The organism is Mesorhizobium sp. KR9-304 (genome assembly GCF_040049215.1).
In the GTDB taxonomy this organism is placed as follows: domain Bacteria; phylum Pseudomonadota; class Alphaproteobacteria; order Rhizobiales; family Rhizobiaceae; genus Mesorhizobium_K.
The window spans coordinates 541305-564754 of the sequence record NZ_JBDZDN010000003.1 but is presented as its reverse complement, the minus strand read 5'-3'; the positions used below and the strand labels follow the sequence as shown (position 1 = coordinate 564754).

At 62.8% G+C, this 23450-nt stretch carries 27 protein-coding genes; 8 read left to right on the top strand and 19 right to left on the bottom strand.

Annotated features, from left to right (window positions below; all coding sequences use genetic code 11):
- Positions 1 to 43: 43 nt before the first annotated feature.
- The 5 genes from ABLE71_RS18955 to lon all read right to left on the bottom strand — a co-directional run bounded on the left by ABLE71_RS18955 (position 44) and on the right by lon (position 6349).
- Positions 44 to 745 carry a FecR domain-containing protein gene (locus tag ABLE71_RS18955; protein WP_348785010.1) on the bottom strand — a complete coding sequence of 234 codons (702 nt, stop codon included), beginning with the start codon at positions 743 to 745 and terminating at the stop codon, positions 44 to 46.
- Between the two features lie 71 nt (positions 746 to 816).
- Positions 817 to 2076 carry a porin gene (locus ABLE71_RS18950; protein ID WP_348785009.1) on the bottom strand — a complete coding sequence of 420 codons (1260 nt, stop codon included), beginning with the start codon at positions 2074 to 2076 and terminating at the stop codon, positions 817 to 819.
- A gap of 273 nt (positions 2077 to 2349) precedes the next feature.
- Complete coding sequence (locus ABLE71_RS18945) at positions 2350 to 3219, bottom strand: hypothetical protein (RefSeq protein ID WP_348785008.1); 870 nt, start codon at positions 3217 to 3219, stop codon at positions 2350 to 2352.
- Between the two features lie 255 nt (positions 3220 to 3474).
- Positions 3475 to 3747 carry an HU family DNA-binding protein gene (locus tag ABLE71_RS18940; RefSeq protein ID WP_348785167.1) on the bottom strand — a complete coding sequence of 91 codons (273 nt, stop codon included), beginning with the start codon at positions 3745 to 3747 and terminating at the stop codon, positions 3475 to 3477.
- Between the two features lie 187 nt (positions 3748 to 3934).
- On the bottom strand, positions 3935 to 6349 hold the full coding sequence (gene lon, locus ABLE71_RS18935; protein WP_348785007.1) for an endopeptidase La: 2415 nt from the start codon (positions 6347 to 6349) through the stop codon (positions 3935 to 3937).
- 352 nt (positions 6350 to 6701) lie between these two features.
- On the opposite strand from lon, the gene ABLE71_RS18930 reads away from it, so the two are divergent.
- Together ABLE71_RS18930 and ABLE71_RS18925 are read left to right on the top strand one after the other, a co-directional pair.
- Positions 6702 to 8000 carry a DUF1513 domain-containing protein gene (locus tag ABLE71_RS18930; RefSeq protein WP_348785006.1) on the top strand — a complete coding sequence of 433 codons (1299 nt, stop codon included), beginning with the start codon at positions 6702 to 6704 and terminating at the stop codon, positions 7998 to 8000.
- 47 nt (positions 8001 to 8047) lie between these two features.
- Positions 8048 to 8299 (top strand): Imm8 family immunity protein, encoded by a 252-nt coding sequence (locus ABLE71_RS18925; protein ID WP_348785005.1) that lies wholly within the window; start codon positions 8048 to 8050, stop codon positions 8297 to 8299.
- A gap of 192 nt (positions 8300 to 8491) precedes the next feature.
- Here the strand turns inward: ABLE71_RS18925 and clpX are convergent, their stop codons facing one another.
- From clpX to ABLE71_RS18910, 3 genes are all read right to left on the bottom strand, one after another.
- On the bottom strand, positions 8492 to 9769 hold the full coding sequence (gene clpX / locus ABLE71_RS18920; protein ID WP_348785004.1) for an ATP-dependent Clp protease ATP-binding subunit ClpX: 1278 nt from the start codon (positions 9767 to 9769) through the stop codon (positions 8492 to 8494).
- A 306-nt stretch (positions 9770 to 10075) separates the two neighbouring features.
- Positions 10076 to 10708, bottom strand: coding sequence for an ATP-dependent Clp protease proteolytic subunit (locus ABLE71_RS18915; RefSeq protein ID WP_348785003.1), 633 nt, complete (start codon positions 10706 to 10708; stop codon positions 10076 to 10078).
- 167 nt (positions 10709 to 10875) lie between these two features.
- Positions 10876 to 11982: an FAD-dependent oxidoreductase gene (locus tag ABLE71_RS18910; RefSeq protein ID WP_348785002.1), complete on the bottom strand. Its 1107-nt coding sequence runs from the start codon at positions 11980 to 11982 to the stop codon at positions 10876 to 10878.
- A gap of 77 nt (positions 11983 to 12059) precedes the next feature.
- Between ABLE71_RS18910 and ABLE71_RS18905 the strand changes: the two genes are divergently transcribed.
- Together ABLE71_RS18905 and ABLE71_RS18900 are read left to right on the top strand one after the other, a co-directional pair.
- Positions 12060 to 13316, top strand: coding sequence for a cytochrome P450 (locus ABLE71_RS18905; RefSeq protein WP_348785001.1), 1257 nt, complete (start codon positions 12060 to 12062; stop codon positions 13314 to 13316).
- Positions 13313 to 13894 (top strand): class I SAM-dependent methyltransferase, encoded by a 582-nt coding sequence (locus tag ABLE71_RS18900; RefSeq protein ID WP_348785000.1) that lies wholly within the window; start codon positions 13313 to 13315, stop codon positions 13892 to 13894. Before ABLE71_RS18905 ends, ABLE71_RS18900 begins: the two co-directional genes overlap by 4 nt.
- 18 nt (positions 13895 to 13912) lie before the next feature.
- Here ABLE71_RS18900 and ABLE71_RS18895 read toward each other — a convergent pair whose 3' ends face one another.
- The 7 genes from ABLE71_RS18895 to ABLE71_RS18865 form a co-directional block, all read right to left on the bottom strand.
- The gene (locus ABLE71_RS18895; protein ID WP_348784999.1) at positions 13913 to 14185 is read right to left on the bottom strand and encodes a DUF2442 domain-containing protein; all 273 of its coding nucleotides are present in this window, start codon (positions 14183 to 14185) and stop codon (positions 13913 to 13915) included.
- Positions 14166 to 14402 carry a DUF4160 domain-containing protein gene (locus ABLE71_RS18890; protein WP_348784998.1) on the bottom strand — a complete coding sequence of 79 codons (237 nt, stop codon included), beginning with the start codon at positions 14400 to 14402 and terminating at the stop codon, positions 14166 to 14168. The genes ABLE71_RS18895 and ABLE71_RS18890 overlap by 20 nt, the downstream gene beginning before the upstream one ends.
- 24 nt (positions 14403 to 14426) lie before the next feature.
- Complete coding sequence (locus ABLE71_RS18885) at positions 14427 to 14771, bottom strand: cupin domain-containing protein (protein ID WP_348784997.1); 345 nt, start codon at positions 14769 to 14771, stop codon at positions 14427 to 14429.
- A 61-nt stretch (positions 14772 to 14832) separates the two neighbouring features.
- Positions 14833 to 16116: an O-acetylhomoserine aminocarboxypropyltransferase gene (locus ABLE71_RS18880; RefSeq protein WP_348784996.1), complete on the bottom strand. Its 1284-nt coding sequence runs from the start codon at positions 16114 to 16116 to the stop codon at positions 14833 to 14835.
- 192 nt (positions 16117 to 16308) lie between these two features.
- The gene (locus tag ABLE71_RS18875) at positions 16309 to 16830 is read right to left on the bottom strand and encodes a CoA-binding protein (RefSeq protein WP_348785166.1); all 522 of its coding nucleotides are present in this window, start codon (positions 16828 to 16830) and stop codon (positions 16309 to 16311) included.
- A gap of 104 nt (positions 16831 to 16934) precedes the next feature.
- Complete coding sequence (locus ABLE71_RS18870; RefSeq protein ID WP_348784995.1) at positions 16935 to 17357, bottom strand: VOC family protein; 423 nt, start codon at positions 17355 to 17357, stop codon at positions 16935 to 16937.
- 7 nt (positions 17358 to 17364) lie between these two features.
- Entirely contained in the window at positions 17365 to 18180 is an 816-nt protein-coding gene (locus ABLE71_RS18865) for an enoyl-CoA hydratase (protein ID WP_348784994.1), read from the bottom strand.
- A gap of 169 nt (positions 18181 to 18349) precedes the next feature.
- On the opposite strand from ABLE71_RS18865, the gene ABLE71_RS18860 reads away from it, so the two are divergent.
- On the top strand, positions 18350 to 18784 hold the full coding sequence (locus tag ABLE71_RS18860; protein ID WP_348784993.1) for a PaaI family thioesterase: 435 nt from the start codon (positions 18350 to 18352) through the stop codon (positions 18782 to 18784).
- A gap of 18 nt (positions 18785 to 18802) precedes the next feature.
- On the opposite strand, the gene ABLE71_RS18855 is transcribed toward ABLE71_RS18860, so the two are convergent.
- The 3 genes from ABLE71_RS18855 to ABLE71_RS18845 all read right to left on the bottom strand — a co-directional run bounded on the left by ABLE71_RS18855 (position 18803) and on the right by ABLE71_RS18845 (position 20584).
- Entirely contained in the window at positions 18803 to 19183 is a 381-nt protein-coding gene (locus ABLE71_RS18855) for a Rid family hydrolase (RefSeq protein ID WP_348784992.1), read from the bottom strand.
- A gap of 67 nt (positions 19184 to 19250) precedes the next feature.
- On the bottom strand, positions 19251 to 20069 hold the full coding sequence (locus tag ABLE71_RS18850) for a methyltransferase domain-containing protein (RefSeq protein ID WP_348784991.1): 819 nt from the start codon (positions 20067 to 20069) through the stop codon (positions 19251 to 19253).
- A gap of 2 nt (positions 20070 to 20071) precedes the next feature.
- Positions 20072 to 20584, bottom strand: a complete 513-nt coding sequence (locus tag ABLE71_RS18845) for an OsmC family protein (protein ID WP_348784990.1) — start codon at positions 20582 to 20584, stop codon at positions 20072 to 20074.
- A 331-nt stretch (positions 20585 to 20915) separates the two neighbouring features.
- On the opposite strand from ABLE71_RS18845, the gene rplM reads away from it, so the two are divergent.
- The 3 genes from rplM to ABLE71_RS18830 are packed head-to-tail and all read left to right on the top strand — an operon-like array spanning position 20916 to position 22355.
- Complete coding sequence (gene rplM, locus ABLE71_RS18840; protein ID WP_348784989.1) at positions 20916 to 21380, top strand: 50S ribosomal protein L13; 465 nt, start codon at positions 20916 to 20918, stop codon at positions 21378 to 21380.
- A 3-nt stretch (positions 21381 to 21383) separates the two neighbouring features.
- Positions 21384 to 21863 carry a 30S ribosomal protein S9 gene (gene rpsI / locus ABLE71_RS18835; RefSeq protein ID WP_348784988.1) on the top strand — a complete coding sequence of 160 codons (480 nt, stop codon included), beginning with the start codon at positions 21384 to 21386 and terminating at the stop codon, positions 21861 to 21863.
- A 54-nt stretch (positions 21864 to 21917) separates the two neighbouring features.
- Complete coding sequence (locus tag ABLE71_RS18830; RefSeq protein ID WP_348784987.1) at positions 21918 to 22355, top strand: SEC-C metal-binding domain-containing protein; 438 nt, start codon at positions 21918 to 21920, stop codon at positions 22353 to 22355.
- Here ABLE71_RS18830 and ABLE71_RS18825 read toward each other — a convergent pair.
- Positions 22243 to 23295 (bottom strand): glycerophosphodiester phosphodiesterase family protein, encoded by a 1053-nt coding sequence (locus ABLE71_RS18825; RefSeq protein ID WP_348784986.1) that lies wholly within the window; start codon positions 23293 to 23295, stop codon positions 22243 to 22245. The two genes, ABLE71_RS18830 and ABLE71_RS18825, sit on opposite strands and share 113 nt — an antisense overlap.
- Positions 23296 to 23450: the final 155 nt, after the last annotated feature.

Here is a 23450-nt window from a genome sequence, read left to right as displayed (position 1 = left end):
CCCGCCGCTACCTGCGCCGCAGGCAGCCGTTCTGCTCAAGCGATCAGTCCGGATACCCGCTAGGGGCAGCCGGGCGTTCTGGCCGGTCCGCTCCGCCCGGCTCGGTCCGCTGCATTCCGGACCGCGATCCAGACAGGCCGCAACTGCCGCTGGCGAAGCCGTAGAAGCCGCGCGTCAGCCTCTGCCTGCCGGACAGGAACGGAAAGGCGGTGTCCGTACCGACCGTCTGATAGATGTCGCGGTTGACCCGCGAGGCGGGAGCGACTCCGCCGCCGGGCGTTGCAACCACGACGTCGCAACGTCGACGCAGTTCCTCACAGCCATTGGCGCCGCAGAACCGCGCGGCCCCTTCAAGCAGTACGACCGAGGTGATGCCGCCAAGGCCGACAAAAATGTCGAGCCGCGTGCCACGCACGCCGATGACGCCGGCCGGCGTCACGATCTCGTAGGCTTCTGATTTCGACTTGCCTGAGATCCAGCGGAACGACCCCCGCGCGGCGTTCAGGGTAAGCTGGTTGAAGGAGTTCGCATCGTCGAACACGAAACGGTCGATGACGACGGAGGAATTGCCGCCTACCGCGAACTTGGTGCCGTCACGGAACGTGAACTCGCCGAGCCCGCTCTGCGACGTGCTGATACGCTCGTCGCGATAAACGGGAGACTTGAGCGCGAGCGGTCCGGCGGCGCCGGTGACCGCCGTCTTGATCAGCGTCGCCTGTCCGACCTGTTCCTGAGCGAACGCCACGGACGTTAACAAAAGAACGGCGGTTGCAGCGACGATAGTTTTGTTTGCCGACCCCTTCATAGGACGCTCCATCAACCGCCAAAATTCGCCTGGGCGCGGACAAAGAAACCCCAGTTCTCCGACGGAACTTCTTCGCCGTTCCAGTACTCGTTCCAGTTCTGGAACTCATCATCAAAGTTGTCGATGTACGCGATCTCGGGTGTAATGACGAAGTTTGGAACAAGCTCGTAAGCGATGTTGGCCACCACGGCGAAGTCCTCCATCTGGTCGTAGGAGACCTGAAGGTTGAACGTCGCTTTGTCGGTCATCATAAAGGAACCGCCGGCCCAAACTGCCCAGTTGCCACCCCAGGGAGCATAGTAGTTCGGGCTGTCCTTGACCTCGACTTCCGTCCAACTCGACCCGTTCCAGTACTCAAGGAACAGGTAGTCGTCGTCGTAGCTCGACCACCCCGCCATCGCGAACAGCGACAGCCTGTCGGTCGGATAGAAGTCGACGCGCGCCTTGACTGCGCCCTCTTCCCACACCGAATCGTAGCCCGCTACAACCGACGCCCCGCCCCAGGCACCCTGCCAGCCGACGCCGCCGACGACATGGGGAACGTAGCTGTCCAGCGTGTAGAGGTTAGGCTGGTTGAAAGCCGGCGCCAGGAAAGGCGCAATGATATCGCCGTCACCCATTTCGAGCGCGACCGCCGCGGCAAATCCGCTGTCACTTGACCATCCATATGCGAACTGGTTCGTGCGGTAAGGGCCGTAGCCGATTATGTCGTCGTTGATCACCCCGCCAGCATAACCGGTGAAGGTGGAGAATAGCGAATCGGTCTTGCCGACGCGGAATCCCGCGAGTTCCATATAGGCGTGCTCGATCGATACCGTATCCTCGACGTCGGTCATCCAGACACCATCGAAGGAAAAGGGGTCTTCGTTGTACTCGAAAGTGCTGTAGTTGAAATTGATGGCCGCATAGGTGCGAAGCGTACCGAGTTCCGTCTCGGCACGGGAATCCAGCCGCAACTGGAACCTGGCGCGCATATCATAGGTGTCGTTCAGTTCGTCCCACCAGCCAAACTCCCCCTCCGACCAGGCTCGTTTGTCCGTGACGTCCGTGAAACCGAAAGCCCCCGCCCCCACATCGAAGCGCATATAGCCGCTGACCTTCAGGCAGGTCTCGGTGCCGGGAATGTAATAGAACCCGACGCCGTAGGTGTCGCAGATGCGGACATATTCCATAGGCTCCGGTTCGGCGACCACGACGGCATCCGCCGCGCGTGCGCCCGAGACCGCAACGAGCGCTGCAGCCGAGGCGAGAAAGAGGCGCCTGAAGTGCACACGAACCTCCAATTACATCCGGATGCGAGAGAGGAAGGGATTCGCCTTCCCGTACGGTATGTTTTGCGGCAGTGCGGCAACAACCGCAACGGCAACCTTTAGTGGAGGCAAAGCATCGTTCGCTTCGGCCAGCCTGTGTGGCAGATGTGCCACAAGCCGGGCGGATCAGGGCCGGAACGACGGTGCGTCGGGCAATTCAAAAAGTGCGCGTTATCAAAGAAAAAGCCGGGTCGAGCCCGGCTTTTTCCTATTTCGAAGCGTGTTGAGCCGCCGTCAGGGCACCGGCTCAACGGGAACCACCGGATCGGCTGTTTCAGTCGTCTCGGTCTCAGGCGCCTCGGCCGTCTCTTCGGCAGCAGCGGCCTCCAGCGTCTCGCGCATCTCGTCGATCTTGCCGACATTTTCCTCGCCGACGCCAAGGACTTCCTTCGCCCAGTCAATCACCTCCTGATCGACGGGCGTCTTGTTGCCCATCTCGTTAAGCGCCGCAGCGAGCGCTTCCTCATCGGGGACAGCCGCGGTCTCGGCGTCCTCCACAACATCTTCTTGCGTGGCGATGAGGTCCGGCAAGGCCTCGAACCTCTCCTGCTCCTCGGTCGTCCGTTGGGCTTCGGGGATATCCGTCAGCGCATCGAGCTCGGCATTGAGCGCGTCCAACTCTGCCTGTTCTCCGGCGAGCGCGTTTTCGGCTTCGGCCGACGCCATCACGAATGCCTGGATGGCGGCGAATTTCGGGCTCTTGGAGTTGATGTAGGCGTTGATGTTGCGCTTCAGCGAATTCAGCCGGCCGAGCTTGGCATTGAGGTTCTTTTCCTTGGCCAGGGTCTCTTCCGCCGATACTGCGGCGACCTGCTGCTGTTTCGCCGCAAGCTTTGCGGCCTTCTTTTCAGCGCCGACGCTCGACTTGGTTTGACCGGCCGCCGACGCGGACTTGCCCTGCGCGCCCCCGTTGCCGTTACCGTTGCCACCCCCGTTGCCGTTGCCGCCCCCGTTGCCGCCCCCGTTACCGCCCCCGTTGCCGTTGCCGCCGCCATTCTTGGCATAGGCGCCGATGTCGAATCCGTCGCTTCCGTAGTCGAGCGGAAGTGCACTGATAGCAATACCGCACAGGGTCGCGATGAAGAATGTCTTGGTAGGGCTCACAGGCTGGTTCCTCCAGTCATCGATGTCTTCTTGATTCGCCCCCAGCCGCAAACGACGGTACGCGATCGCTATCTGTTGTCCAGCCAACATATGTGATGGGCGGTCATACGTCGCGCCTAAGCCATCGGCCCGGTTAACGTCTCATGAACAAGCACGGTACAACCCGCCCAGCGCCGAGATAATCCTTGCCGCGGAGCCGCCGGAAAAGAAAAAGCCGGGTCAAGCCCGGCTTTTTCGACATCAGTGACCTATCGGTCAGTTGACCGCGTCCTTGAGGCCTTTGCCGGCCGAGAACTTCGGCACGGTGCGAGCGGGAATCTTGACCGCCGCGCCAGTCTGCGGGTTGCGGCCCGTCGAGGCAGCGCGCTTGGAAACCGTGAAGTTGCCGAAGCCGACCAGACGCACGTCGCCGCCATTCTTCAACTCGCCGGTGATCACGGAAAAGACCGCGTCAACTGCCGACTGCGCATCGCCCTTGGAAATCTTCGCTGCGTCGGCGACGGCAGACACTAGTTCGTTCTTGTTCATATAACTTCCCTTCCATGAGAAAACCGGGACGAAAGACTCATCCGGCAGGAAACGGACTTTAGAAAGAACCGGTTCCGCAACCAAGCCGTAAAAGCGATAAAAAGCTTGGAAATCCGGGCTTTTTTCACAAAAAAGCCGGGCGCAGGGCCCGGCTTTCCATTGTTGCAGTGCACCAACCCCGATCAGGTCAGTGAGCCAGCGTCTTGCCGCCTTCATCCACCGCGTCGACCGTGGCGGCCGGAGGCGTGACGGGCTCGACCCATTCGATCGGTTCGGGCATGCGCACCAGAGCATGCCTCAGCACCTCGCCGACACGCGCGACCGGGATGATCTCCATCCCGCTCTTCACGTTCTCTGGGATCTCCGCCAGATCCTTGGCGTTGTCCTCGGGGATCAGCACCTTCTTGATGCCGCCGCGAAGTGCGGCGAGCAACTTTTCCTTCAGGCCGCCGATCGGCAGGACCCTGCCGCGCAGCGTGATCTCGCCCGTCATCGCGACATCGGCCTTGACCGGGATGCCGGTCAGGATGGAGACGATTGCCGTCGCCATCGCGACGCCGGCCGACGGACCGTCCTTGGGAGTCGCGCCTTCCGGCACGTGGACGTGGATGTCCCGCTTGTCGAAGAGCGGCGGCTCGACGCCGAAATCGAGGGCTCTGCTGCGGACATAGGATGCCGCGGCCGAGATCGATTCCTTCATCACGTCCTTCAAGTTGCCGGTGACCGTCATGCGGCCCTTGCCGGGCATCATGACGCCTTCGATCGTCAGCAGCTCGCCGCCAACCTCGGTCCAGGCAAGACCCGTCACCACGCCAACCTGATCGTCCGCCTCGACCTGGCCGAAGCGGAAACGCTGGACGCCGAGATAGTCGGCGAGGTTCGCGGCCGTGATGTCGACCCGCTCCTTCTTCGTCTTCAGGATCTCCGTGACGGCCTTGCGCCCGAGCTTCATCAGTTCGCGCTCGAGGCTGCGGACGCCTGCTTCCCGCGTGTAGGTCTGGATGATCGCGCGGATCGCGTCGTCGCTCACCGAAAACTCCTTCGGCTGCAACGCATGATCGCGCACCACCTTCGGCATCAGGTGCCGCTTGGCGATCTCGACCTTCTCGTCCTCCGTGTAGCCGGCGATACGGATGATCTCCATGCGGTCCATCAGGGGCGCAGGGATGTTCAGCGTATTGGCCGTCGTCACGAACATCACGCTCGACAGGTCGTATTCGACCTCGAGATAGTGATCCATGAACGTCGAGTTCTGCTCGGGATCGAGCACTTCGAGCAAAGCCGAGGACGGGTCGCCGCGGAAGTCCATGCCCATCTTGTCGATCTCGTCGAGCAGGAAGAGCGGGTTGGACTTCTTCGCCTTCTTCATCGACTGGATGACCTTGCCGGGCATCGAGCCGATATAGGTGCGGCGGTGACCGCGGATCTCGGCCTCGTCACGCACGCCGCCGAGCGCCATGCGGATGAACTCGCGTCCGGTCGCCTTGGCGATCGACTTGCCGAGCGAGGTCTTGCCGACGCCGGGAGGGCCGACGAGGCACAGGATAGGCCCCTTCAGCTTCTTCTGGCGACTTTGCACGGCGAGATATTCGACGATGCGATCCTTGACCTTGTCGAGGCCGTAGTGGTCGGTGTCGAGCACCTCTTGGGCAAAGTGCAGATCCTGCTTGACCTTGGAGTTCTTACCCCAGGGCAGCGACAGCAGCCAGTCGAGATAGTTGCGGACAACAGTCGATTCAGCCGACATCGGCGACATCGATCTGAGCTTCTTCAGCTCGGCTTCCGCCTTCTCGCGGGCCTCCTTGGAGAGCTTGGTCTTCTTGATGCGCGCCTCGATCTCGGCGGCCTCGTCGCGGCCGTCCTCGCCCTCGCCGAGCTCCTTCTGGATCGCCTTCATCTGCTCGTTGAGGTAGTACTCGCGCTGGGTCTTCTCCATCTGGCGCTTGACGCGCGAGCGGATGCGCTTCTCCACCTGCAGCACGGAGATTTCGGCTTCCATGAAGCCCATCGCCTTCTCGAGCCGTTCCTTGACGGACAGCGTGGCGAGCATCTCCTGCTTCTCGGGGATCTTGATCGCAAGATGCGAAGCGACCGTATCGGCGAGCTTGGAATAGTCGTCGATCTGGCTTGCCGCGCCGACAACCTCGGGCGAAATCTTCTTGTTCAGCTTCACGTAGTTCTCGAAGTCGGAAACCACCGAGCGGGCAAGCGCCTCGATCTCGATCTCTTCCTCTTCGGGCTCGCGCAGCACGACCGCATGCGCCTCGTGGAAATCGTCGCGCGCGGTGAAAGACGTGATCTTCGCACGCGCGGTACCCTCGACCAGAACCTTCACGGTGCCGTCGGGAAGCTTGAGCAGCTGCAGCACGTTGGCGAGCGTGCCTACTTCAAAGATTCCGTCGGCCGCCGGATCGTCTTCGGCAGCATTCATCTGCGTCGCAAGCATGATTTGCTTTTCGGCGCCCATCACCTCTTCCAACGCCTTGATCGACTTCTCACGGCCCACGAAGAGCGGAACGATCATGTGCGGGAAAACCACGATGTCGCGCAGCGGGAGGACTGCGAAGACGCCGTCGCCGGAAGTCCGGGATACCTTGGCCATCGAATTACCTTTCTGCCGCAGCCGCCTTTGGCCGACCGCGAATCTCATATTAGCGGCCGCGAACCGTCTCGCCTACCACGCTATCATGATATGTGGATTGCAGCACGAGATTAAGCCGAAGCCTTATGGACGTTAATTGGATAGGAAGACGGCAAAGATCAAGGGCGCGCGCCCGGACCGGACTGCGCCGTGCTTCCGGTGCATAGCTCCGCTAGGCAGCGCTTCCGTGGCGCGAGAACTGGCACTAGGATGAGAACCCAATCTTAGGAAAGAACGTGCTCAATCAATGGGATCGCGCTGTGCGATACAGTCTTGAGTCAGGAGTTGACCGCATTGACCTTGGGTAATCGCCATGTCGGTTGACCGTCGCAGCCTGCTTACCGGCGGCGCCTTGCTGGCGCTTGCCGCGACAGCGCCTACGGAGGCCGCTCCCGCGCCGGCCAAAACGAGCAAGCATGACCTCAAGAACGTCGCGGTCTATGTGCCCGGCTATTTCCCCGAAAGCGCCTATGCGAACGGCAAGCCGCTCGCGGCCAACCGCCGCTTCAACCGCGCGATCAAGGGGCAGCCGGTCCACAAGATGCTGACCCGGGTCGGCTTCGACGGATCGATCCGCCAGACGCTGCTGCCGGTGGCCGCGCACGACGTCGAGGTCGCGCCCGACCGCTCGATCGGCGTGCTCTGCTCGATGGACGGCGAGCAGCACACCGCCTTCGACCCCGAGACGCTGGAGCTTGCGGCAATCGGCCCGTCGCTCGGCGACGGCTGGCACGGCGGCGGCCACGCCGTCTATCTCGACGGCGGCAAAACGGTCATCCTGTCCGAGCGGGCGCCATCGACACCCTATCAAGGGAAGCTGGAGAGGCACTACGGCCGGCTGACCGTGCGCGACCCCAAGACGCTGAAGGTCGCCGAAACCTATTCCACGCACGGCATCGATCCGCACGACATCCGCCTGACGGCCGACGGCAAATACATCGTGGCGGCCAATTACGGCTCGACCGTATCGGCCAAGACAGGGAAATTCACCATCCCGCGCGGCGTGGTTCAGGCATCGATTACGGTGGTGGAAGTGTCGAGCGGCAAGCTGGTCGACAAGCGCGTGACCGGCAAGGGCGAGGTCGAACTGCGCCACCTCGCCGCCGGACGGCTCGACCGCATCTTCGCGATCCAGGCGCGCTACGGCAGCGACCATGACGATTCCCGGCAGCTCAGGGGCGAAAACGTAGCCTATGAGAGCGACATCACGACGGACCCCGGCTACAATTACATGTCGGCCGCGACGCTGAAATACGACGCGGCGCGCAACCGGCTCACGAAGATGGGCGACGCGAAATCGCTAAAGGTCATGCGGCACGGCCTGTCGATCCGCTATGACGAGCGCCATGACGAGGCGATCGCCACCTACCCGACCACGCACCACGTCATGGTGTTCGACGGCGCGACCGGCGCGGTGTCGAACAGCCTCGACACACGCACGGTAGGCCTGCGCTACCCCGCCGGCGTCACCTTCCTGCCTGATGGCAAGCACTACGCCGTCACCGGCCACTGGGAGAACATGTTCGTGTTTGAACGCGGCACGCACCGCCTAGTGCGGGAACTCTGCCTCTATCCGGTGTTCTTCGGGCATAGCCACATCACGGCGGCTTGATGGCTGCTGGTAAAGGGTCAGTGCGCGGATAGAAAGCGAGCGGAATTGTGAGAGCACAGTACAAGGGCCACAGAATTTTGGATGCCAATGCTGGTGCTTTTGCACTCGACACATGGAATCCACGCGATCCCGCCGACTTCTCGGTCACGATCGATTTTTACGCAGGTATGGAAGGAGATAAAAAGGCAGACGCGTTTACCGTGACCGTCTGCTCACCCAATTGGGTTTTTTCGATCCCAAAAAGGCAAGGTCGTTTCTGGAGAAAACACGATCTTTATGTCGAATTTCAATTACGTTGAGCTTGAAAAGTTCCTTGCCGAGCGCTGTGCCGAAACAGAAGGCGAAACGTCGGAAGCCATATGCGCACAGCTTACACGGCTGTGCCGTTGGGAGTTCGACTACCGCCTCTGACTGATGTCCGGGACGCGGTTTAAGCGCACAAACGAAACGGCACCCGAAGGCGCCGCTGAACTTTCAGCCGACGGACAGGATCAGGCGCTGACCGGGCCCTTCTTTTCCTTCGCTTCCGCGTAAATGTAGAGCGGACGAGCGTTGCCCGAGACCACTTCCTCAGAGATCACGACTTCCTGAACGCCTTCCAGCGCCGGTAGCTCGAACATCGTGTCAAGCAGGATCGATTCCATGATCGAGCGCAGGCCACGCGCGCCGGTCTTGCGCTCGATGGCGCGCTTGGCGATCGCCGAAAGCGCGTTCTCGTGGAAGGTCAGGTCGACATTCTCCATCTCGAACAGGCGCTGGTACTGCTTGACCAAGGCGTTCTTCGGCTCGGTCAGGATCTGGATCAGAGCCGGCTCGTCAAGGTCCTCGAGCGTCGCCAGAACGGGCAGACGGCCGACGAATTCCGGGATCAGGCCGAACTTCAGCAAATCCTCCGGCTCGACAAGGCGGAAGACTTCGCCGCTGCGCCGGTCTTCCGGAGAGGCGACGTTTGCGGAGAAGCCGATCGAAGTCTTGCGGCCGCGATCCGAGATGATCTTGTCCAGGCCGGCAAAGGCGCCGCCGCAGATGAACAGGATGTTGGCGGTATCGACCTGCAGGAATTCCTGCTGCGGGTGCTTGCGGCCGCCCTGCGGCGGCACAGAGGCGACGGTGCCTTCCATGATCTTCAGCAGCGCCTGCTGCACGCCCTCGCCACTGACGTCGCGGGTGATCGACGGATTGTCCGATTTGCGCGAAATCTTGTCGATCTCGTCGATGTAGACGATGCCGCGCTGCGCCCTTTCGACATTGTAGTCGGCCGACTGGAGCAGTTTCAGGATGATGTTCTCGACGTCCTCGCCGACATAGCCGGCCTCCGTAAGCGTCGTGGCGTCGGCCATGGTGAAGGGCACGTCGATGATGCGAGCCAGCGTCTGCGCGAGCAGCGTCTTGCCGCAGCCGGTCGGGCCGATCAGCAGGATGTTCGACTTGGCCAGTTCGACGTCGTTGTTCTTGCCGGCGTGGGCGAGGCGCTTGTAGTGGTTGTGGACGGCCACCGACAGCACGCGCTTGGCGTAGGGCTGGCCGATGACGTAGTCGTCGAGAACCTTCAAGATCTCCTGCGGTGTCGGCACGCCTTCGCGCGACTTCACCATCGAGGTCTTGTTCTCCTCGCGGATGATGTCCATGCAGAGCTCGACGCATTCGTCGCAGATGAAGACCGTCGGGCCGGCGATCAGCTTGCGCACTTCATGCTGGCTTTTGCCGCAGAACGAGCAGTAGAGCGTGTTCTTGGAGTCGCCGCCGCTGCTGTTGCCGACCTTGCTCATCGTGTCCTGGTCCTTTCCGTGGCGCCGTCCGTCGGGCGGCGCCCTTCATGCGATATATGGCGGATACTCCGCCTCTGCCAGCGGGCTGGCCATCCACGCATCTCAACCGTACGAAACACACTCGCGAGGACGTGGCAATGATTCGCGACAACCGCCAAAAGCTAAGCCACCGAAAATCAATTTAGGCTTAACGTAGGCGGTCCCACCGGCCGTGGAAACAGCTAATTGTGTCCGAAATGCCGCAGCGCACCTCAAAAATGCGTCATATCACGAAGCGTTTCCCGGGATGGCCCTCACGGCATCGGCTCACTTCGAAGCCGACTGATCCATCGCGTCGCGCGAGGTGATGACCTTGTCGATCAGGCCGAACTCCAGCGCCTGCTCGACGGACATGAAACGATCACGCTCCATAGCATTGTGGATTGTATCGTAGTCTTGGCCGGTGTGCTTGACGTAGATCTCGTTCAGCCGGCGCTTCAGCGCCTCGGTCCACTGCGCGTGGATCATGATGTCGGTCGCCTGGCCCTGATAGCCGCCGGACGGCTGGTGCACCATGATCGAGGCATTCGGCGTGCAGAAGCGCATGCCCTTCTCGCCGGCGGTCAGAAGCAGGGAGCCGGCCGACATGGCCTGGCCGACGCAAAGGGTGGCAACCGGCGGCTTGATGAACTGCATGGTATCGTACATCGCAAGCCCGCTGGTGACGACGCCGCCCGGCGAGTTGATGTAGAGGTTGATTTCCTTCTTCGGGTTCTCCGCCTCCAGGAACAGCAACTGCGCGCAGACCAGCGACGCCATGCCGTCCTCGATCGGACCCGTGATGAATATGATGCGCTCCTTCAGGAGACGCGAGAAGATGTCATAGGCGCGTTCGCCTCGGTTGGTCTGCTCGACCACCATCGGCACGAGGTTCATGTAGTGTTCGACGGGGTCTCTCATCGCTGTCCCTTTGGAGGCTGGGATTCCGGCGCCCGGAAATGCATGCAAATGGGGCAGAATCGGTTGTGGAGCTTGTCCCTGTAGATAGGATGGCGCCTCCACCTTGTGCAAGGCCAGCCTGCCGCTAACCTTACCGCCAGCCGGCAACCCTCCTGACAGCCCCCGCCTCAGCCGAGGTCGGCGCGCAGCCAGCGCTTCAGTCCGGCCGTATCGCCGTCGCCGACGGCTGCGGCGACACGACGGCCGACCGCCGCCCCGAATTTGTAGCCGTGGCCGGAGCAGGCGGACACGACGAGCACCCTGCCCGTCTCGTGGGCGAGGAAGCGCTCGTCGGCGGTGAAGGTGTAGGCGCAGGTCACGACTTCGGTGACTCGATATTCTTGGATGCGAGCGATGGGCGGCGAGAAAAGGTCGCGGATTGCCTCGCCCTCGCCTTCCACCGGCTCGCGGTTCCAATCGGCGTCGCTGGTCGGCACCTTGTGCAGGCCGGAGCCGAACTTCATGCCGGCGCCGCCACTGGGCGGGATCATGTAGCCGTCAGTCTTGCCGCCGACGTCCAGGATGACGGGGGCGGCCTCCCAGGCGGCCTTCAGGTCGGCGGGCGGCTCGACATAGGCAAGCGCGGTCCGGTAGGTCTTCAGCTCGCCCGAAAGCTCCGGGAACAGCTTGAGCACCCAGGCGCCCGCCGCAACGACGACCCGGTAGGCCTGCAGCGTCTCGCCTGACACCAGCTCGACGCGGCCACTGTCGGCGTCGATGGCGGTCACCTTGCTGTTCTCGTAGACGTTCGCGCCGTGAGCGCGCAGCCAGGCGGCCAGTCCGGTTGCGATCCTGCGGCAGTGGAGCGCGCCGCCATCGGCCGAGAAATAGGCGTAGCGGAAGCTGCCGGGCGCCAGGAACGGCCAGCGTTTCACGGCGGCGTCCGGATCCAGCAAATCGATCGGCCAGCCGCCAGCCTCCATGCCCTCGCGATATTCCTCGGCCTCGTCGCCGGGTTCGCGCGAGACGCAGAGGAAGCCGCGCGGGTCGAGATGGTTTTCTCCCAGATCGCCCCACATTTCGGACCAAGCGTCGTAAGCCTCTGTGATCAGCGCGCCATAGCCAGTCGAGGCGCGGTAGGCGCGGCGGATGATGCGGTGATGGTCGCCAGACGCGGCAAGCGGATTTGGGATCGTCGCGCCCTGCTCCAGAAGCGTCACGCTGTGCCCTGCCTTGACCAGCGACCAGGCGGTCGACAGGCCGGCGATGCCTGCGCCAACGACGATGATGTTCATGAGGCCTCTCAAAGCGGATGTGACGGAAGGACCATACGGTCTGGCCTAAGCTTGGCAAGGCGGGCTAGTAGTCCAACATGACCGCTCTTGATCCGCCACCGCCCTATCTCTCGCTCGATCCAACAGCTCGTCGCTTGCGGCTCGATCCGCGCGACGAGCGGTTCTACCAGAACCCCTATGAGGCCTATGGCTGGCTGCACGGTCAGGGCTCCACCTTCTTCTGGGAAGAGTTCGGCTACTGGTGCTTCGGCGGTTGCGACGACGTCAACCGGCTGCTGCGCGACCGGCGCTTCGGCCGGCAGAACCCGGCAGGCATTCCAGACAGTCGCGGCGTGAGCGCCGACCGCTCGCATCTGAAAAGCTTCGACGCGATCGAGGCGAACTCGATGCTTGAGCTCGAGCCGCCAGTGCATACGCGGCTGAGGACGCTGGTCAACCGCGCCTTCGTCTCGCGGCAGGTCGAGTGGTTGAGGCCGCGCATCGAGGCGCTCGCCAACGAACTGATCGACGCCTTTCCCGCCGGCGGGACCGTCGACCTGCTGCCGGCATTCGCAACGCCGCTGCCGATCACGATCATTTCGGAGATGCTCGGCGTTCCGGTAACGATGGGGCCGCAACTGCTCGACTGGTCGCATCGGATGGTGGCGATGTACACCCATGGCCGCACGCGCGAGACCGAGGAGATTGCCAACCGGGCCACGCAAGAATTTTCGGATTTCCTGCGCCGGTATGTCGCCGAGCGGAAGAGGCAGCCCGGCGACGACCTGCTGTCGCTGCTGATCGCGGCGCAGGAGAACGGCCAGAAGCTTAGCGAGGACGAACTCATTTCTTCGACCATGCTTCTGCTTAACGCCGGCCACGAGGCGACGGTACACCAGGCCGGCAACGCCGTGCGCGCGGTGCTTGCTCAGGGCGGCGACCCCAGGCGGTTCTTCGCCTCGGCCGAGGCGACAGCGGCGACGGTGGAGGAATGCCTGCGCTTCGACGCGCCGCTGCATCTCTTCACGCGCTACGCCTACGATGACATGGAGGTCGCGCCGGGGGTTACGGTCAAATCCGGCGAGCAGATCGGCCTGCTGCTCGGCATGGCCAATCGCGACCCAAAGGCGTTCGCCGAGCCGGGCTCCTTCCTTCCGGACCGCGCTGACCAGAAGAACGTGTCCTTCGGCGCCGGCATTCACTTCTGCATCGGCGCGCCGCTGGCCCGGCTCGAGTTGCAGGTGGCGCTGAAGGTGCTGTTCGACCGGCAGCCGCATCTGGCGCTCGCCGAAGAGCCGCGCTTCCGCGATACGTGGCATTTTCACGGGCTGGAAAGGCTGGTGGTGCGAACGTGAAGGATCAGTCCACCCTGGATTTTTATGCACGCGAGGCCGAGGCCTATGCGGCGCGCTATCGCGTGTCCGAGGAACTGGCACCTTTCCTTGCGCTCCTCCCGGCCGGAGGCCGGATACTGGAGCTCGGTTGCGGCGGCGGGCAGGACAGCGAGGCAATGTTAGCCGCCGGCTTTGACGCGACCCCGACCGACGGGGTGCCGGAACTGGCTCGGCAGGCCGAAAGACGGCTCGGCCGCCCGGTGCAGGTATTGCTCTTCGAAGATATCGGCTTTGTCGCCGAATTCGACGGCGTCTGGGCGAATGCCTGCCTTCTCCACGTGCCGAAGCCGTCCCTGCCCGCGATCTTCGGAAAAATCCGCCGCGCCCTGCGTGACGGCGGCGTGATGTACGCGAGTTTCAAGACCGGAAGCGCCGAAGCGGTCGATCAGTTCGGCCGCTACTACAACTACCCAGACGAGGCATTCCTGCGCGAGGCAATCGGAACTGGCTGGTCATCCATCGAGATCAATCAGCGCGCCGGGAGCGGGTACTACAATCTGCCGGCCGACTGGTTGCATATGGTCGCAGTCAAAGCCTGATCACCCTGTCGCCGGCGCTCAGGCCGCGCGATCCGTCGGACGCTTGACAACGCGGCCGCGCAATAATCCCGCAACCGAAATGTCCTCGTCGATATCCGGCCAGTGGATACCCTCGCCACGGCCGATAAATCGCCAATTGGCACGCTGTCCGGACGTGGCGTCCCGAAGACGCGGAAACCACTCGATAGGCACGGCAAGTTCCCGTCCGTCGTCCAGAACGACCTTAAGCATCGATTCAGTCAGCTCAACTCCGGTCGCCAATGGCTCGCCCTCAGTCTTCGAAATGGTCATGCCATGCCTCCAGGAAAGTCAGGTGATATTGTAGCACAAGATTTCGCAATTCACCGAGTTCGTGTGCGCGAAATCGCTTGGACGACGCCAAGTCCACCGGATCCAGCCAGTATTTGGCCAGCTTGTCGCCACGCTCGACATGGATGTGTGGCGGCTCGTCATTCTCCCGGCTGTAGAAGTAAAATCGGTAGCCTGCCTCGCGCAGCACTGTCGGCATTGGGTTCGCTCCCTGCCTGCGCCGTCAAAGCCTGATCACATATTCCTTGCGAGTCGTTTCAAGCACTTCCCAGGTTCCCTTGAAGCCGGGCTTGAGGACGAAACTGTCGCCTTCGCTGACCGTGCGCGTCTTGCCGCCGTCCTCCTCGATCACAGAGACACCCGACAGGATGTGGCAGAATTCCCACTCGTCATACTCGATGCGCCATTTGCCTGGCGTCGCTTCCCAGACGCCGGCGTAGAGCCCACCTTCCTGCTCATCGAGGTTCCACGTCAGGAATTTCGGGTCGCCCGAGATCAGTCGATCCTCGGCCGGAGCGCCGCGTTCGGGTTCGACAAGTTCGGCATCGATCTCAACGAAGTTCGCCATCCAATTCCTCCAAAGAAAAACCCGGCAGCGGGCGGCTGCCGGGGTCATCTTGCATGCCGGATCAGGCCTTTGCCAGCGCCTGCTCCAGATCGGCGATGATGTCCTTCACATCCTCGATGCCGACCGACAGGCGCACCGTATCAGGGCCGGCGCCGGCCAGCGTCTTCTGTTCGTCGGAGAGCTGGCGATGGGTGGTCGAGGCCGGGTGGATGACCAGTGACTTTGTGTCGCCGACATTGGCGAGGTGGGAGAAAAGCTCCAGCGCCTCGACGAATTTCACGCCGGCCCCGTAGCCGCCCTTCAGGCCGAAGGTGAATACGGCGCCCGCGCCGAGCGGCGAATATTTCTTCTGCAGCGCATTGTTCTTGTCCGACGGCAGGCCGGGATAGGACACCCACGACACCTTCGGATGCTTCGACAGCCATTCGGCGACGGCTTGAGCGTTGTCGCAGTGGCGCTGCATCCTGAGCGGCAGCGTCTCCAGGCCGGTGAGGATGAGGAATGCGTTGAAGGGCGAGATCGCCGGGCCGAAGTCGCGCAGGCCAAGCACGCGCAAGGCGATGGCGAAGGCGAAATTGCCGAAGGTCTCGTGCAGCACGATGCCGCCATATTCCGGGCGTGGCTGCGACAGCAGCGGATACTTGCCCGATTTCGACCAGTCGAAGGTGCCGCCGTCGACGATGACGCCGCCGATGGAGTTGCCGTGGCCGCCGATGAATTTCGTCAGCGAGTGGACGACGATGTCGGCGCCATGCTCGATCGGACGCAAGAGGTATGGCGTCGCCAGAGTGTTGTCGATGACCAGCGGGATGCCGTGCTTGTGGGCGAGATCGGCGAGCGGCTTGATGTCGATGAACTCGCCGTTCGGATTGGCCAGGCTCTCGGCGAAGATGAACTTGGTTTTTTCGTCGATCTGCTTTTCGAAGGTCGAGATGTCGTTCACGTCTCCCCAGCGGACTTGCCAGTCGAAGCTCTTGAAGGCGTTGCCGAACTGGTTGATCGAACCGCCGTAGAGCCGCCGCGCCGCGAGGAAGTTCTCGCCCGGACCGAGCAGCGTGTATGCGACCAGAAACTGCGCACCGTGGCCCGACGCGACTGCGAGCGCCGCGGTACCGCCCTCGAGCGCGGCGACGCGCTCCTCGAGCACCGCCTGCGTGGGATTCATGATCCGGGTGTAGATGTTGCCGAACGCCTTCAGCCCGAAGAGCGAGGCGGCGTGATCGGCATCCTCGAACACGTAGGAGGTGGTCTGATAGATCGGCGTGGCGCGAGCGCCGGTGGCCGGATCCGGCTTGGCGCCCGCATGGATCGCGAGCGTATTGAACCCCGGTGTGCGCTGGGACATTGTTTCCTCTCCAAGACTGCTTTTGAAATCGGTTGCTATCTTTGGCCAAGCCTAGGGACGATTGCAAAGAAGAAAATGTCGCCCGGGCCGTTGGTTTGAAACGGGACGGATACAAACGCCCCGTTTCCGGGAACGAACGTGCGGGATTGGCCCCCGAGCGTGTTTCTCCTCAAGGCCGGTTCCGCTTCGGGATCACTTCTGCCGTATGCCGAAGCTCTGGAAGCCCGAGCGCATCACCGGCTTCTTCGACGAGATCACGCCGGAGTTGACGCCGGTCCACGCGATCTCGCCAGACAGCCTGCCATATTCGATCTTGGGGCAGCGGTTCATGACGACCTTGATGCCGGCGGCCTCGGCTCGCGCCGCCGCCTCGTCGTTCCGCACCGTGAGCTGCATCCAGATCACCTTGGGCAGCGGATCGAGCCGCAGGGCCTCCTCGACGACATCAGGCACCGCGTCCGACGCGCGAAACACGTCGACCATATCGATCGCGACCGGAACATCGGCCAGCCGTGCGTAGAATTTGGTGCCGAGTATGTCCTTCCCGGCCTCCTTCGGATTGACCGGATATACGTCGAAGCCCTTGTTCAGCAGATATTTCAGCACGAAGAAGCTCGGCCTGACGTCGTTGGCGGAAGCGCCGACGATGGCGATTGTCCTTACCGAGTTCAGGATGCCGGAGATGTAGGCGTCGTCGTAGGAATCGTGGTTCATGCGGAGGGTGTGGCCCATGCGGTGCGATCAATCAAGGCGGCCCGACAGCGCATCTTAAAGCCGGGCATGTCGGAAAGCTGGGCATGTCCGAAACCCGGCGGCGCTCAGCCGGGAAGCGAGATGTTGCCGTCGACGTCGATCGGAAACGCCGGATTGTGCGCCACTTCCCAGACATGGCCGTCGGCGTCGGCGAAATAGCCGTACCAGCCGCCCCAGAAAGCGTGGCCCGCCGGCTTGACGATGCGCCCGCCGGCCTTCTCGGCGGCGGCCAGCACCGCGTCGACCTCGGCTTCGGAGCGTGTGTTGTAGGCGAGATATACGGCCGATGGAGCCTTGGCGAAGATGACGCCGGAATCGGCTTCGGCGTCCTTGCGCGGGAAGAGGCCGAGAATGACGCCGCCCATCTGAAAGAAAGCCACGCCCTCGGTGATGGCGGCATGGCGTTTCAGGCCCATCGCCTCGTAGAAGCGCACGGCGCGATCGAGGTCGTCGGTGGCGATGGTGACGATGGAGATGCGCGGTTCCATCGGGAACCTACTCCTCCCTCCACTCCGGCTTGCGCTTGCCGATGAATGCGGAGATGCCCTCCTGCGCATCGGCGGCGAGCAGGTTCTCGACCATGACGCGCGAAGCGTAGTCGTAGGCGTCGGCCAGTCCCATCTCAGCCTGGCGATAGAAGGCTTCCTTGCCGAGTTTCAGTATCGAAGGCGATTTGGAAGCAATGGTTTGCGCGTACTTGTTCACGATCTGAGTCAGGTACTCGCGCGGCACGACGCGGTTGACCAGGCCGAATTCCTTCGCCGCCGCCGCGTCGATCATCTCGCCGGTCAGCAGCATTTCCATCGCGTGCTTGGGCTTCAGCCCGCGCACCAGGGCAACGCCCGGCGTCGTGCAGAACAGGCCGACATTGATGCCGTTGACGCCGAAGCTCGCCTCGTGGGAGGCGATGGCGAGGTCGCAGGAAGCGACGAGCTGGCAGCCCGCCGCCGTGGCGACGCCGTCGATCTCGGCGATCACGGGCTTGGGATGGCCGACGATCGACTGCATCAGACGCGAGCAGGCGGCAAAGGTCTCCTCGAAAAACGCCCTGCCCCCGTCGGCATCGGCCCGATGCGCCGTCATCTGCTTCAGGTCGTGGCCGGCGCAGAACATCTTGCCGGTCGCCGCGATGACGACGACGCGTACCGCCTTGTCGTCGCGGGCGCGGTCGAGTTCGGCCTGGATATCCCGCATCACCTCGAGCGAGAGAAGATTGGCCGGCGGATTGGACAGGGTGATGCGCAGGATGCCATGATCAAGCGATGCGGCGGGCTCGTGGGCATCGCGCCTCAGCGAAACTATGTCGGCCATCTCAGCGTCTCCAATCCTGCCCGCATGCAGCAGCTATGCATTTCGAGATCTATTCACTCGATCCAGCAAAAACTAGCACGGCGGCGATTGAAGAACAGCTTCCGCTTGTGTTTTCTCGCGAGGGCAGCCGGCGCAAGAGGGCGCGCGGACGGCAGGGGGAGGAGGACCGATGAACGAAAAGGCCAGGCCGGTGCTGACGACCGCCGAAGTCAACGAACTGCTGGCAACGATCTATCCGGAGCTCAACGCGCAGCTTGGTTCGTATCAGGCGGTCGACGTCTTCCCCGGCGGCTGCACGGTGAGGCTGAACGCGGACGGAAGGCACCTGCGGCCCGGCGGCACCGTGTCGGGGCCGTCGCTTTTCACGCTGGCCGACATCGGCGGCTATGTCTGCGTGCTCAGCCATGCCGGACCTGATGCGCTGTCGGTGACAACGAACATTAACATCAACTTCATGCGCAAGGCCGAGGCCGGACCTATCGACGGCCATTGCCGCATCCTCAAGCTGGGCCGGAGCCTGATGGTTTTCGACATCGACATCGTTGCCGGCGGGCAGACGGTCGCGCATGCCACCGGCACCTATTCGATTCCACCGAAACCTTGAGAAGCGCGCGACCGGCGACTACGCCTCGGCGATCATCGCGATCGAGATCTTGAGCCCTTGGATACGCACAGGAAGCTTGGCGCCTTGCCGTGCCGGCGGATCGCGCGAGAACCATTTGATCCATTCGCGGTTCATGCCCGCGAAATCGTCCTCCTCCGCAAGAATGACGGTGGCGCTGATCGCCTTGTCGAGCGACGTTCCGGCGGCTTCCAGGATCGCCTGGACGTTGCGCAAGGCTTGCGCCGTCTGCTCCTCTATCGTCTCGCCAACGATCGCCCCAGTCTTCGGTTCATAGGCGGCCGTGCCGGAGACGAATACCAGCCCAGCGCATTTCACCGCGTGACTATATGTTGGCGGGGCCTTGGGAAGATCATCAGACGATACGATGGTTCGGGACATGGCAGTTCCTCTTCTTGAAGATTGTTCCTGGACTCGCTTCAAAGGGTGGATGGGCGCCGGCGACGCGCTACCGATAGCCGATCACGGTCACGAATTCGCCGGGAATGCGGTAGCTGCCGTCCGGGGCGCGGTGGTCCTTCACCGAGTCGAGGAATTCGGCCTCGACTTCCTTGATCGTCTCGGGCGTGAATCGCTTCACGGCCAAGGCCACCGGCCCGCCCTGAAGCATCGCCGACAGCAGGGAGCGTTCATGCGCAAACTCCAGCGTCTCGCGCTGTCGATGCTCCTCGACGTGGCGGAGGCCCGCCTGCTCGAAATCCCTGCGCAGAGAGCCAGGCGTGCCGCTGGCGAAAAAGAGGGGGCAGACTTCCGAGACCACGCGCGCGTCGACGATCGGGAAAATCTCCGCCCATCCGCAGTTGCGCCGCTCGCCCCAGACCGTCGCGACTACCCGGCCGCCGGTTCTCACCGCCCGCGCCATGGACAACGCCGCCTTGCCGGGGTCGGGAACATACATCAGTCCTAGCGCGCAAACCGCCGCATCGAAGCTCTCAGGCTCCACCGCAAGGTCGTCGGCGCTCATCCGCGCGGTCGTCACCCAGCCGTAGCCTGCCTCCGCGCAGGTCCGGGCGGTGAGGTCGACCATGTTCTGCGAAAGGTCGGTCGCCAGGACGGCGCCGGCCGGTCCGACCGCGCTTGCCACCGCTTTCGTTACCAGCCCGCTGCCGCAGGCGGCCTCGATCACGCGCTCGCCGGGCTTGATGGCCGCGACCTTCAGGAGCGTCTCCTGCGCCGGCGCGAGGGGATCGCACCACCCGTCCTCATAAAGTTCCGCCGCGGCATCCCAGCCGTAGCGCTGGACGCGTATCTGCAGCTTCGGCTCCATGGCTACGCGCTCGCTTGGACGAGTTTCGTCTTCAACGGCTGCGCATCACGAAACGCTATGAAATACGGATCGCGTTCGAGCGCCCTGCCTACCATCGCCTGGACCTCGTCCCAAGGCGCAGCACTTTCGATCGCGATGGTGACGCGCGTCTCCAGCGGCGCGGCGGTGTTGTCGCTGACACCGATCATCGCGGCGTCGTCGAAGTCCATCTCGACATCGACGTCGATTGCGCCGATATCGACGCCCTCGCGCGCCGCAGTGAGCTTGATGCCGATGGCGATGCAGCCTACCAGCCCTACCCGGATATGGAAGCCCGGCGACGGCGCCGACCCCTCGCCGCCGATCGGCTCGGGCATATCCATGGTGGCCGTGTAATCGTCCTGCCGTGCGTTGCAGACCAGCCCGTGCTCGATGCGGCCGCTTGCGCGTTTGGTGTTGAGTGCAGCGGCCGGCTTCTTGCGAAAGACCTCGGAGACGCGTTCGATGGCAACCCGGATTTTCTCATTGCGGCTCATTCGTCAGGTTCCTCGACTGATTACCCCAGGGCAAGCTACCAATAAGCGCTTGCGACGAATAGTTCTGTTTCTGAATCTGGATGCGCACTCGAATTGATGTGGTAAAATAATACCACAACCCTAAGACGCTGTTATCGCTGGCTTTTCAAAACCGTCGTCAACTTGACTGCCGTCGCCGGCTACGCGTATAAGCTCCCTCGAAATAGCGGCCCCTCGGGTCGCCGTTTCATTTTTGGCGGGGGATTGAACCTTTGCCAATCCAAGCAACAAGAAACGCCTTCAGGCTCCAAGGGCAACCGCCGGGGCTGAAGGTCCAGCAGAAAGCAGAACCATGGCAACCTTTTCGCAGAAACCTGCGGACGTGGTGAAGAAGTGGGTGTTGGTCGACGCCGAAGGTCTCGTCGTCGGCCGTCTCGCCTCCATCGTCGCCAACCGTCTCCGCGGCAAGCACAAGCCGACCTTCACCCCGCATGTCGACGACGGCGACAACGTCATCGTCATCAATGCCGACAAGGTCGCCTTCACCGGCAAGAAATTCACCGACAAGGTGTATTATTGGCACACCGGACATCCCGGCGGCATCAAGGAGCGCACCGCGCGCCAGCTGCTCGAGGGCCGTTTCCCCGAGCGCGTCGTCGAGAAGGCGGTGGAGCGCATGATCCCGCGCGGTCCGCTCGGACGCCGCCAGATGAAGAATCTGCGCGTCTATGCCGGCACCGAACATCCGCATGTGGCCCAGCAGCCCGAGACGCTCGACATCGCCGCGATGAACCCCAAGAACAAGAAGAGGGCTTAACAGATGGCTGACCTGAATTCGCTGGCAGAACTCGGCGGGACCGCCATGGCTCCGGCTCAGGCCGCGGCTCCGGTGCATGTCCAGAAGCTGGACAAGCAGGGCCGTGCCTACGCCACCGGCAAGCGCAAGAATGCGATCGCCCGCGTCTGGGTGCGTCCGGGTTCCGGCAAGATCGTGGTCAACGACAAGGAATTCGTGGCCTATTTCGCGCGTCCGGTCCTGCAGATGATCCTGCGGCAGCCGATCGTCGCGGCCAACCGCGACGGCCAGTTCGATATCGTCGCCACCGTTGTCGGCGGCGGGCTTTCGGGCCAGGCGGGCGCGGTGCGCCACGGCATCTCCAAGGCGCTGACCTATTACGAGCCGGGCCTGCGCGCCGTGCTCAAGAAGGGCGGCTTCCTGACCCGCGACAGCCGCGTGGTCGAGCGCAAGAAGTACGGCAAGGCCAAGGCCCGCCGCAGCTTCCAGTTCTCGAAGCGCTAAGCAATCTTCCGAGCAATCGGATCAGAAAGGCCGCCTTCGGGCGGCCTTTTTTGTTTGTCTGTAACCCTCTTGCAATTGACGACCGTCCTTCGGCCAAAGCATAGGTGCGCGGCCACAACCGACAGGAGGCGACCATGCCACGCGATCGCGACTTCGCCGACCAAGCTTGCTTTCGAGAGAACAGCCAAGCGACGTAAGGGCTATCCGTCCGAAACCCATGTCAAGCGCGGACTGCGCTTCGTCCATGGCGACAAGGAACTCGTCGAGAAGCTCGGCCGCAACGACCCATGCCCATGCGGATCGGGACTGAGATTTCAAACGCTGCTGCCTCGCAACGGGCCGCTTTCGATGGCGCCGAGCGCAATGACTATTGGCGCGGCTAGTTGCTGGCGGCCATCGCCGCGACGGGCACCGACTCTCCGGCATACGGCACACGAAAACCATTGGCCTCCAGCCATTCGATCGCGGCCTTCGGCTGGTCGGTCTGGATGATGGTCGCGCCGCGGTCGACCCAGAAGCCGTAGGCCTCGCCTGGCATCGAGGCGACCGTGGCGAGCTGGTCGCCTCGCCCGCCGGAGAGCATGCCGGCCGGCTTGTTGACGATGGCGTAAGTGTTGACCCAGAGGTGCCAGTCGCCGCGGGCAGCCACCGCCCTCGCCTTAGCGCCGAACAGCGGACCGCCGTCCGATGTCATCGGCTCGCCGCCCTTGTGCCAGGCGATCAGTTCGACCGCGTCGGCGGAAAAGGCGCGGGTTGCAGCCTCCAGGAACTCTGGATCCCGCACGGCATCGTCGGCAATGATCGGCATGAAAATCGCGCCGCTGCCCGTTCGCTCCAGCAGCCGGGTCATTTCCGCGATCTTCTCCGGGCTCCAGAGGTTGCGCTTGATGACGATCTGGTCAGCCATGCCCATGCCGCGCGCGACGGCGACAATGTCAGGCAGCGCCTCGATGTCGAGCTTGTTGTCGATGTTGACGAAAATCCGGTCCTTGGTGACATCAAGCAATTCACGCAGGGTCGGGATCGGTTCGTCCGTTGAGGCGCCGGTGCCCGCAACGACGAGGCGGCATTCCTTCAGCTCGGCCAGGGTGCGTCTCGCAAGTTCGCCCTCGCAGGTCGACGAGCGATCGAGCCAGCTGTCGTGAAACACGACGAATTCGCCGTCGCTCGACTTCTGGATGTCCAGTTCGACCATCTCGACGCCGAGGTCTATCGAGTTCAGCACAGCGGCGATCGAATTCTCCGGATAGTTGCTCCTGTCGCCTTCCAAGCCGCCGCCGCGATGCGCCACGACCATCACATGGTCGCGCCAGCGATTGGCGTTTTGCAGCCGTTCGCGGATTTCGTCGAGGGGAGCGCCTTCGGCGGCGAGCGCAGGCGCATGGATGGCCGCCAGCAAAACAAATGCCGCCGCAACGGTGGCTTTCCACATGAGAATCGCTTCCGCCTGCCAAGGTTCATGCGAGCGATAGAGGCGGCGCGTGACATGCCCGTGAACGCAGCCGGCTCAGGAATGCCCGAGAATTGTGTCGGGTGTCGCCCCGAGTGTGCAGTGCGAAAAGGGGTCGCATTTGTGAAAAGAATGTC

Coding starts and splice junctions, on each gene's coding strand:
- ABLE71_RS18855 (WP_348784992.1), bottom strand. CDS start 19,183: ATGTCCCGAACCATCGTATCGTCTGATGATCTTCCCAAGGCCCCGCCA.
- rplM (WP_348784989.1), top strand. CDS start 20,916: ATGGCAACCTTTTCGCAGAAACCTGCGGACGTGGTGAAGAAGTGGGTG.
- ABLE71_RS18850 (WP_348784991.1), bottom strand. CDS start 20,069: ATGGAGCCGAAGCTGCAGATACGCGTCCAGCGCTACGGCTGGGATGCC.
- ABLE71_RS18875 (WP_348785166.1), bottom strand. CDS start 16,830: ATGAACCACGATTCCTACGACGACGCCTACATCTCCGGCATCCTGAAC.
- ABLE71_RS18910 (WP_348785002.1), bottom strand. CDS start 11,982: ATGAACATCATCGTCGTTGGCGCAGGCATCGCCGGCCTGTCGACCGCC.
- clpX (WP_348785004.1), bottom strand. CDS start 9,769: ATGAGCAAGGTCGGCAACAGCAGCGGCGGCGACTCCAAGAACACGCTC.
- ABLE71_RS18845 (WP_348784990.1), bottom strand. CDS start 20,584: ATGAGCCGCAATGAGAAAATCCGGGTTGCCATCGAACGCGTCTCCGAG.
- ABLE71_RS18915 (WP_348785003.1), bottom strand. CDS start 10,708: ATGAGAGACCCCGTCGAACACTACATGAACCTCGTGCCGATGGTGGTC.
- ABLE71_RS18895 (WP_348784999.1), bottom strand. CDS start 14,185: ATGACCATTTCGAAGACTGAGGGCGAGCCATTGGCGACCGGAGTTGAG.
- ABLE71_RS18930 (WP_348785006.1), top strand. CDS start 6,702: ATGTCGGTTGACCGTCGCAGCCTGCTTACCGGCGGCGCCTTGCTGGCG.
- ABLE71_RS18885 (WP_348784997.1), bottom strand. CDS start 14,771: ATGGCGAACTTCGTTGAGATCGATGCCGAACTTGTCGAACCCGAACGC.
- ABLE71_RS18880 (WP_348784996.1), bottom strand. CDS start 16,116: ATGTCCCAGCGCACACCGGGGTTCAATACGCTCGCGATCCATGCGGGC.
- ABLE71_RS18860 (WP_348784993.1), top strand. CDS start 18,350: ATGAACGAAAAGGCCAGGCCGGTGCTGACGACCGCCGAAGTCAACGAA.
- rpsI (WP_348784988.1), top strand. CDS start 21,384: ATGGCTGACCTGAATTCGCTGGCAGAACTCGGCGGGACCGCCATGGCT.
- ABLE71_RS18905 (WP_348785001.1), top strand. CDS start 12,060: ATGACCGCTCTTGATCCGCCACCGCCCTATCTCTCGCTCGATCCAACA.
- ABLE71_RS18865 (WP_348784994.1), bottom strand. CDS start 18,180: ATGGCCGACATAGTTTCGCTGAGGCGCGATGCCCACGAGCCCGCCGCA.
- ABLE71_RS18870 (WP_348784995.1), bottom strand. CDS start 17,357: ATGGAACCGCGCATCTCCATCGTCACCATCGCCACCGACGACCTCGAT.
- ABLE71_RS18890 (WP_348784998.1), bottom strand. CDS start 14,402: ATGCCGACAGTGCTGCGCGAGGCAGGCTACCGATTTTACTTCTACAGC.
- lon (WP_348785007.1), bottom strand. CDS start 6,349: ATGGCCAAGGTATCCCGGACTTCCGGCGACGGCGTCTTCGCAGTCCTC.
- ABLE71_RS18940 (WP_348785167.1), bottom strand. CDS start 3,747: ATGAACAAGAACGAACTAGTGTCTGCCGTCGCCGACGCAGCGAAGATT.
- ABLE71_RS18825 (WP_348784986.1), bottom strand. CDS start 23,295: ATGTGGAAAGCCACCGTTGCGGCGGCATTTGTTTTGCTGGCGGCCATC.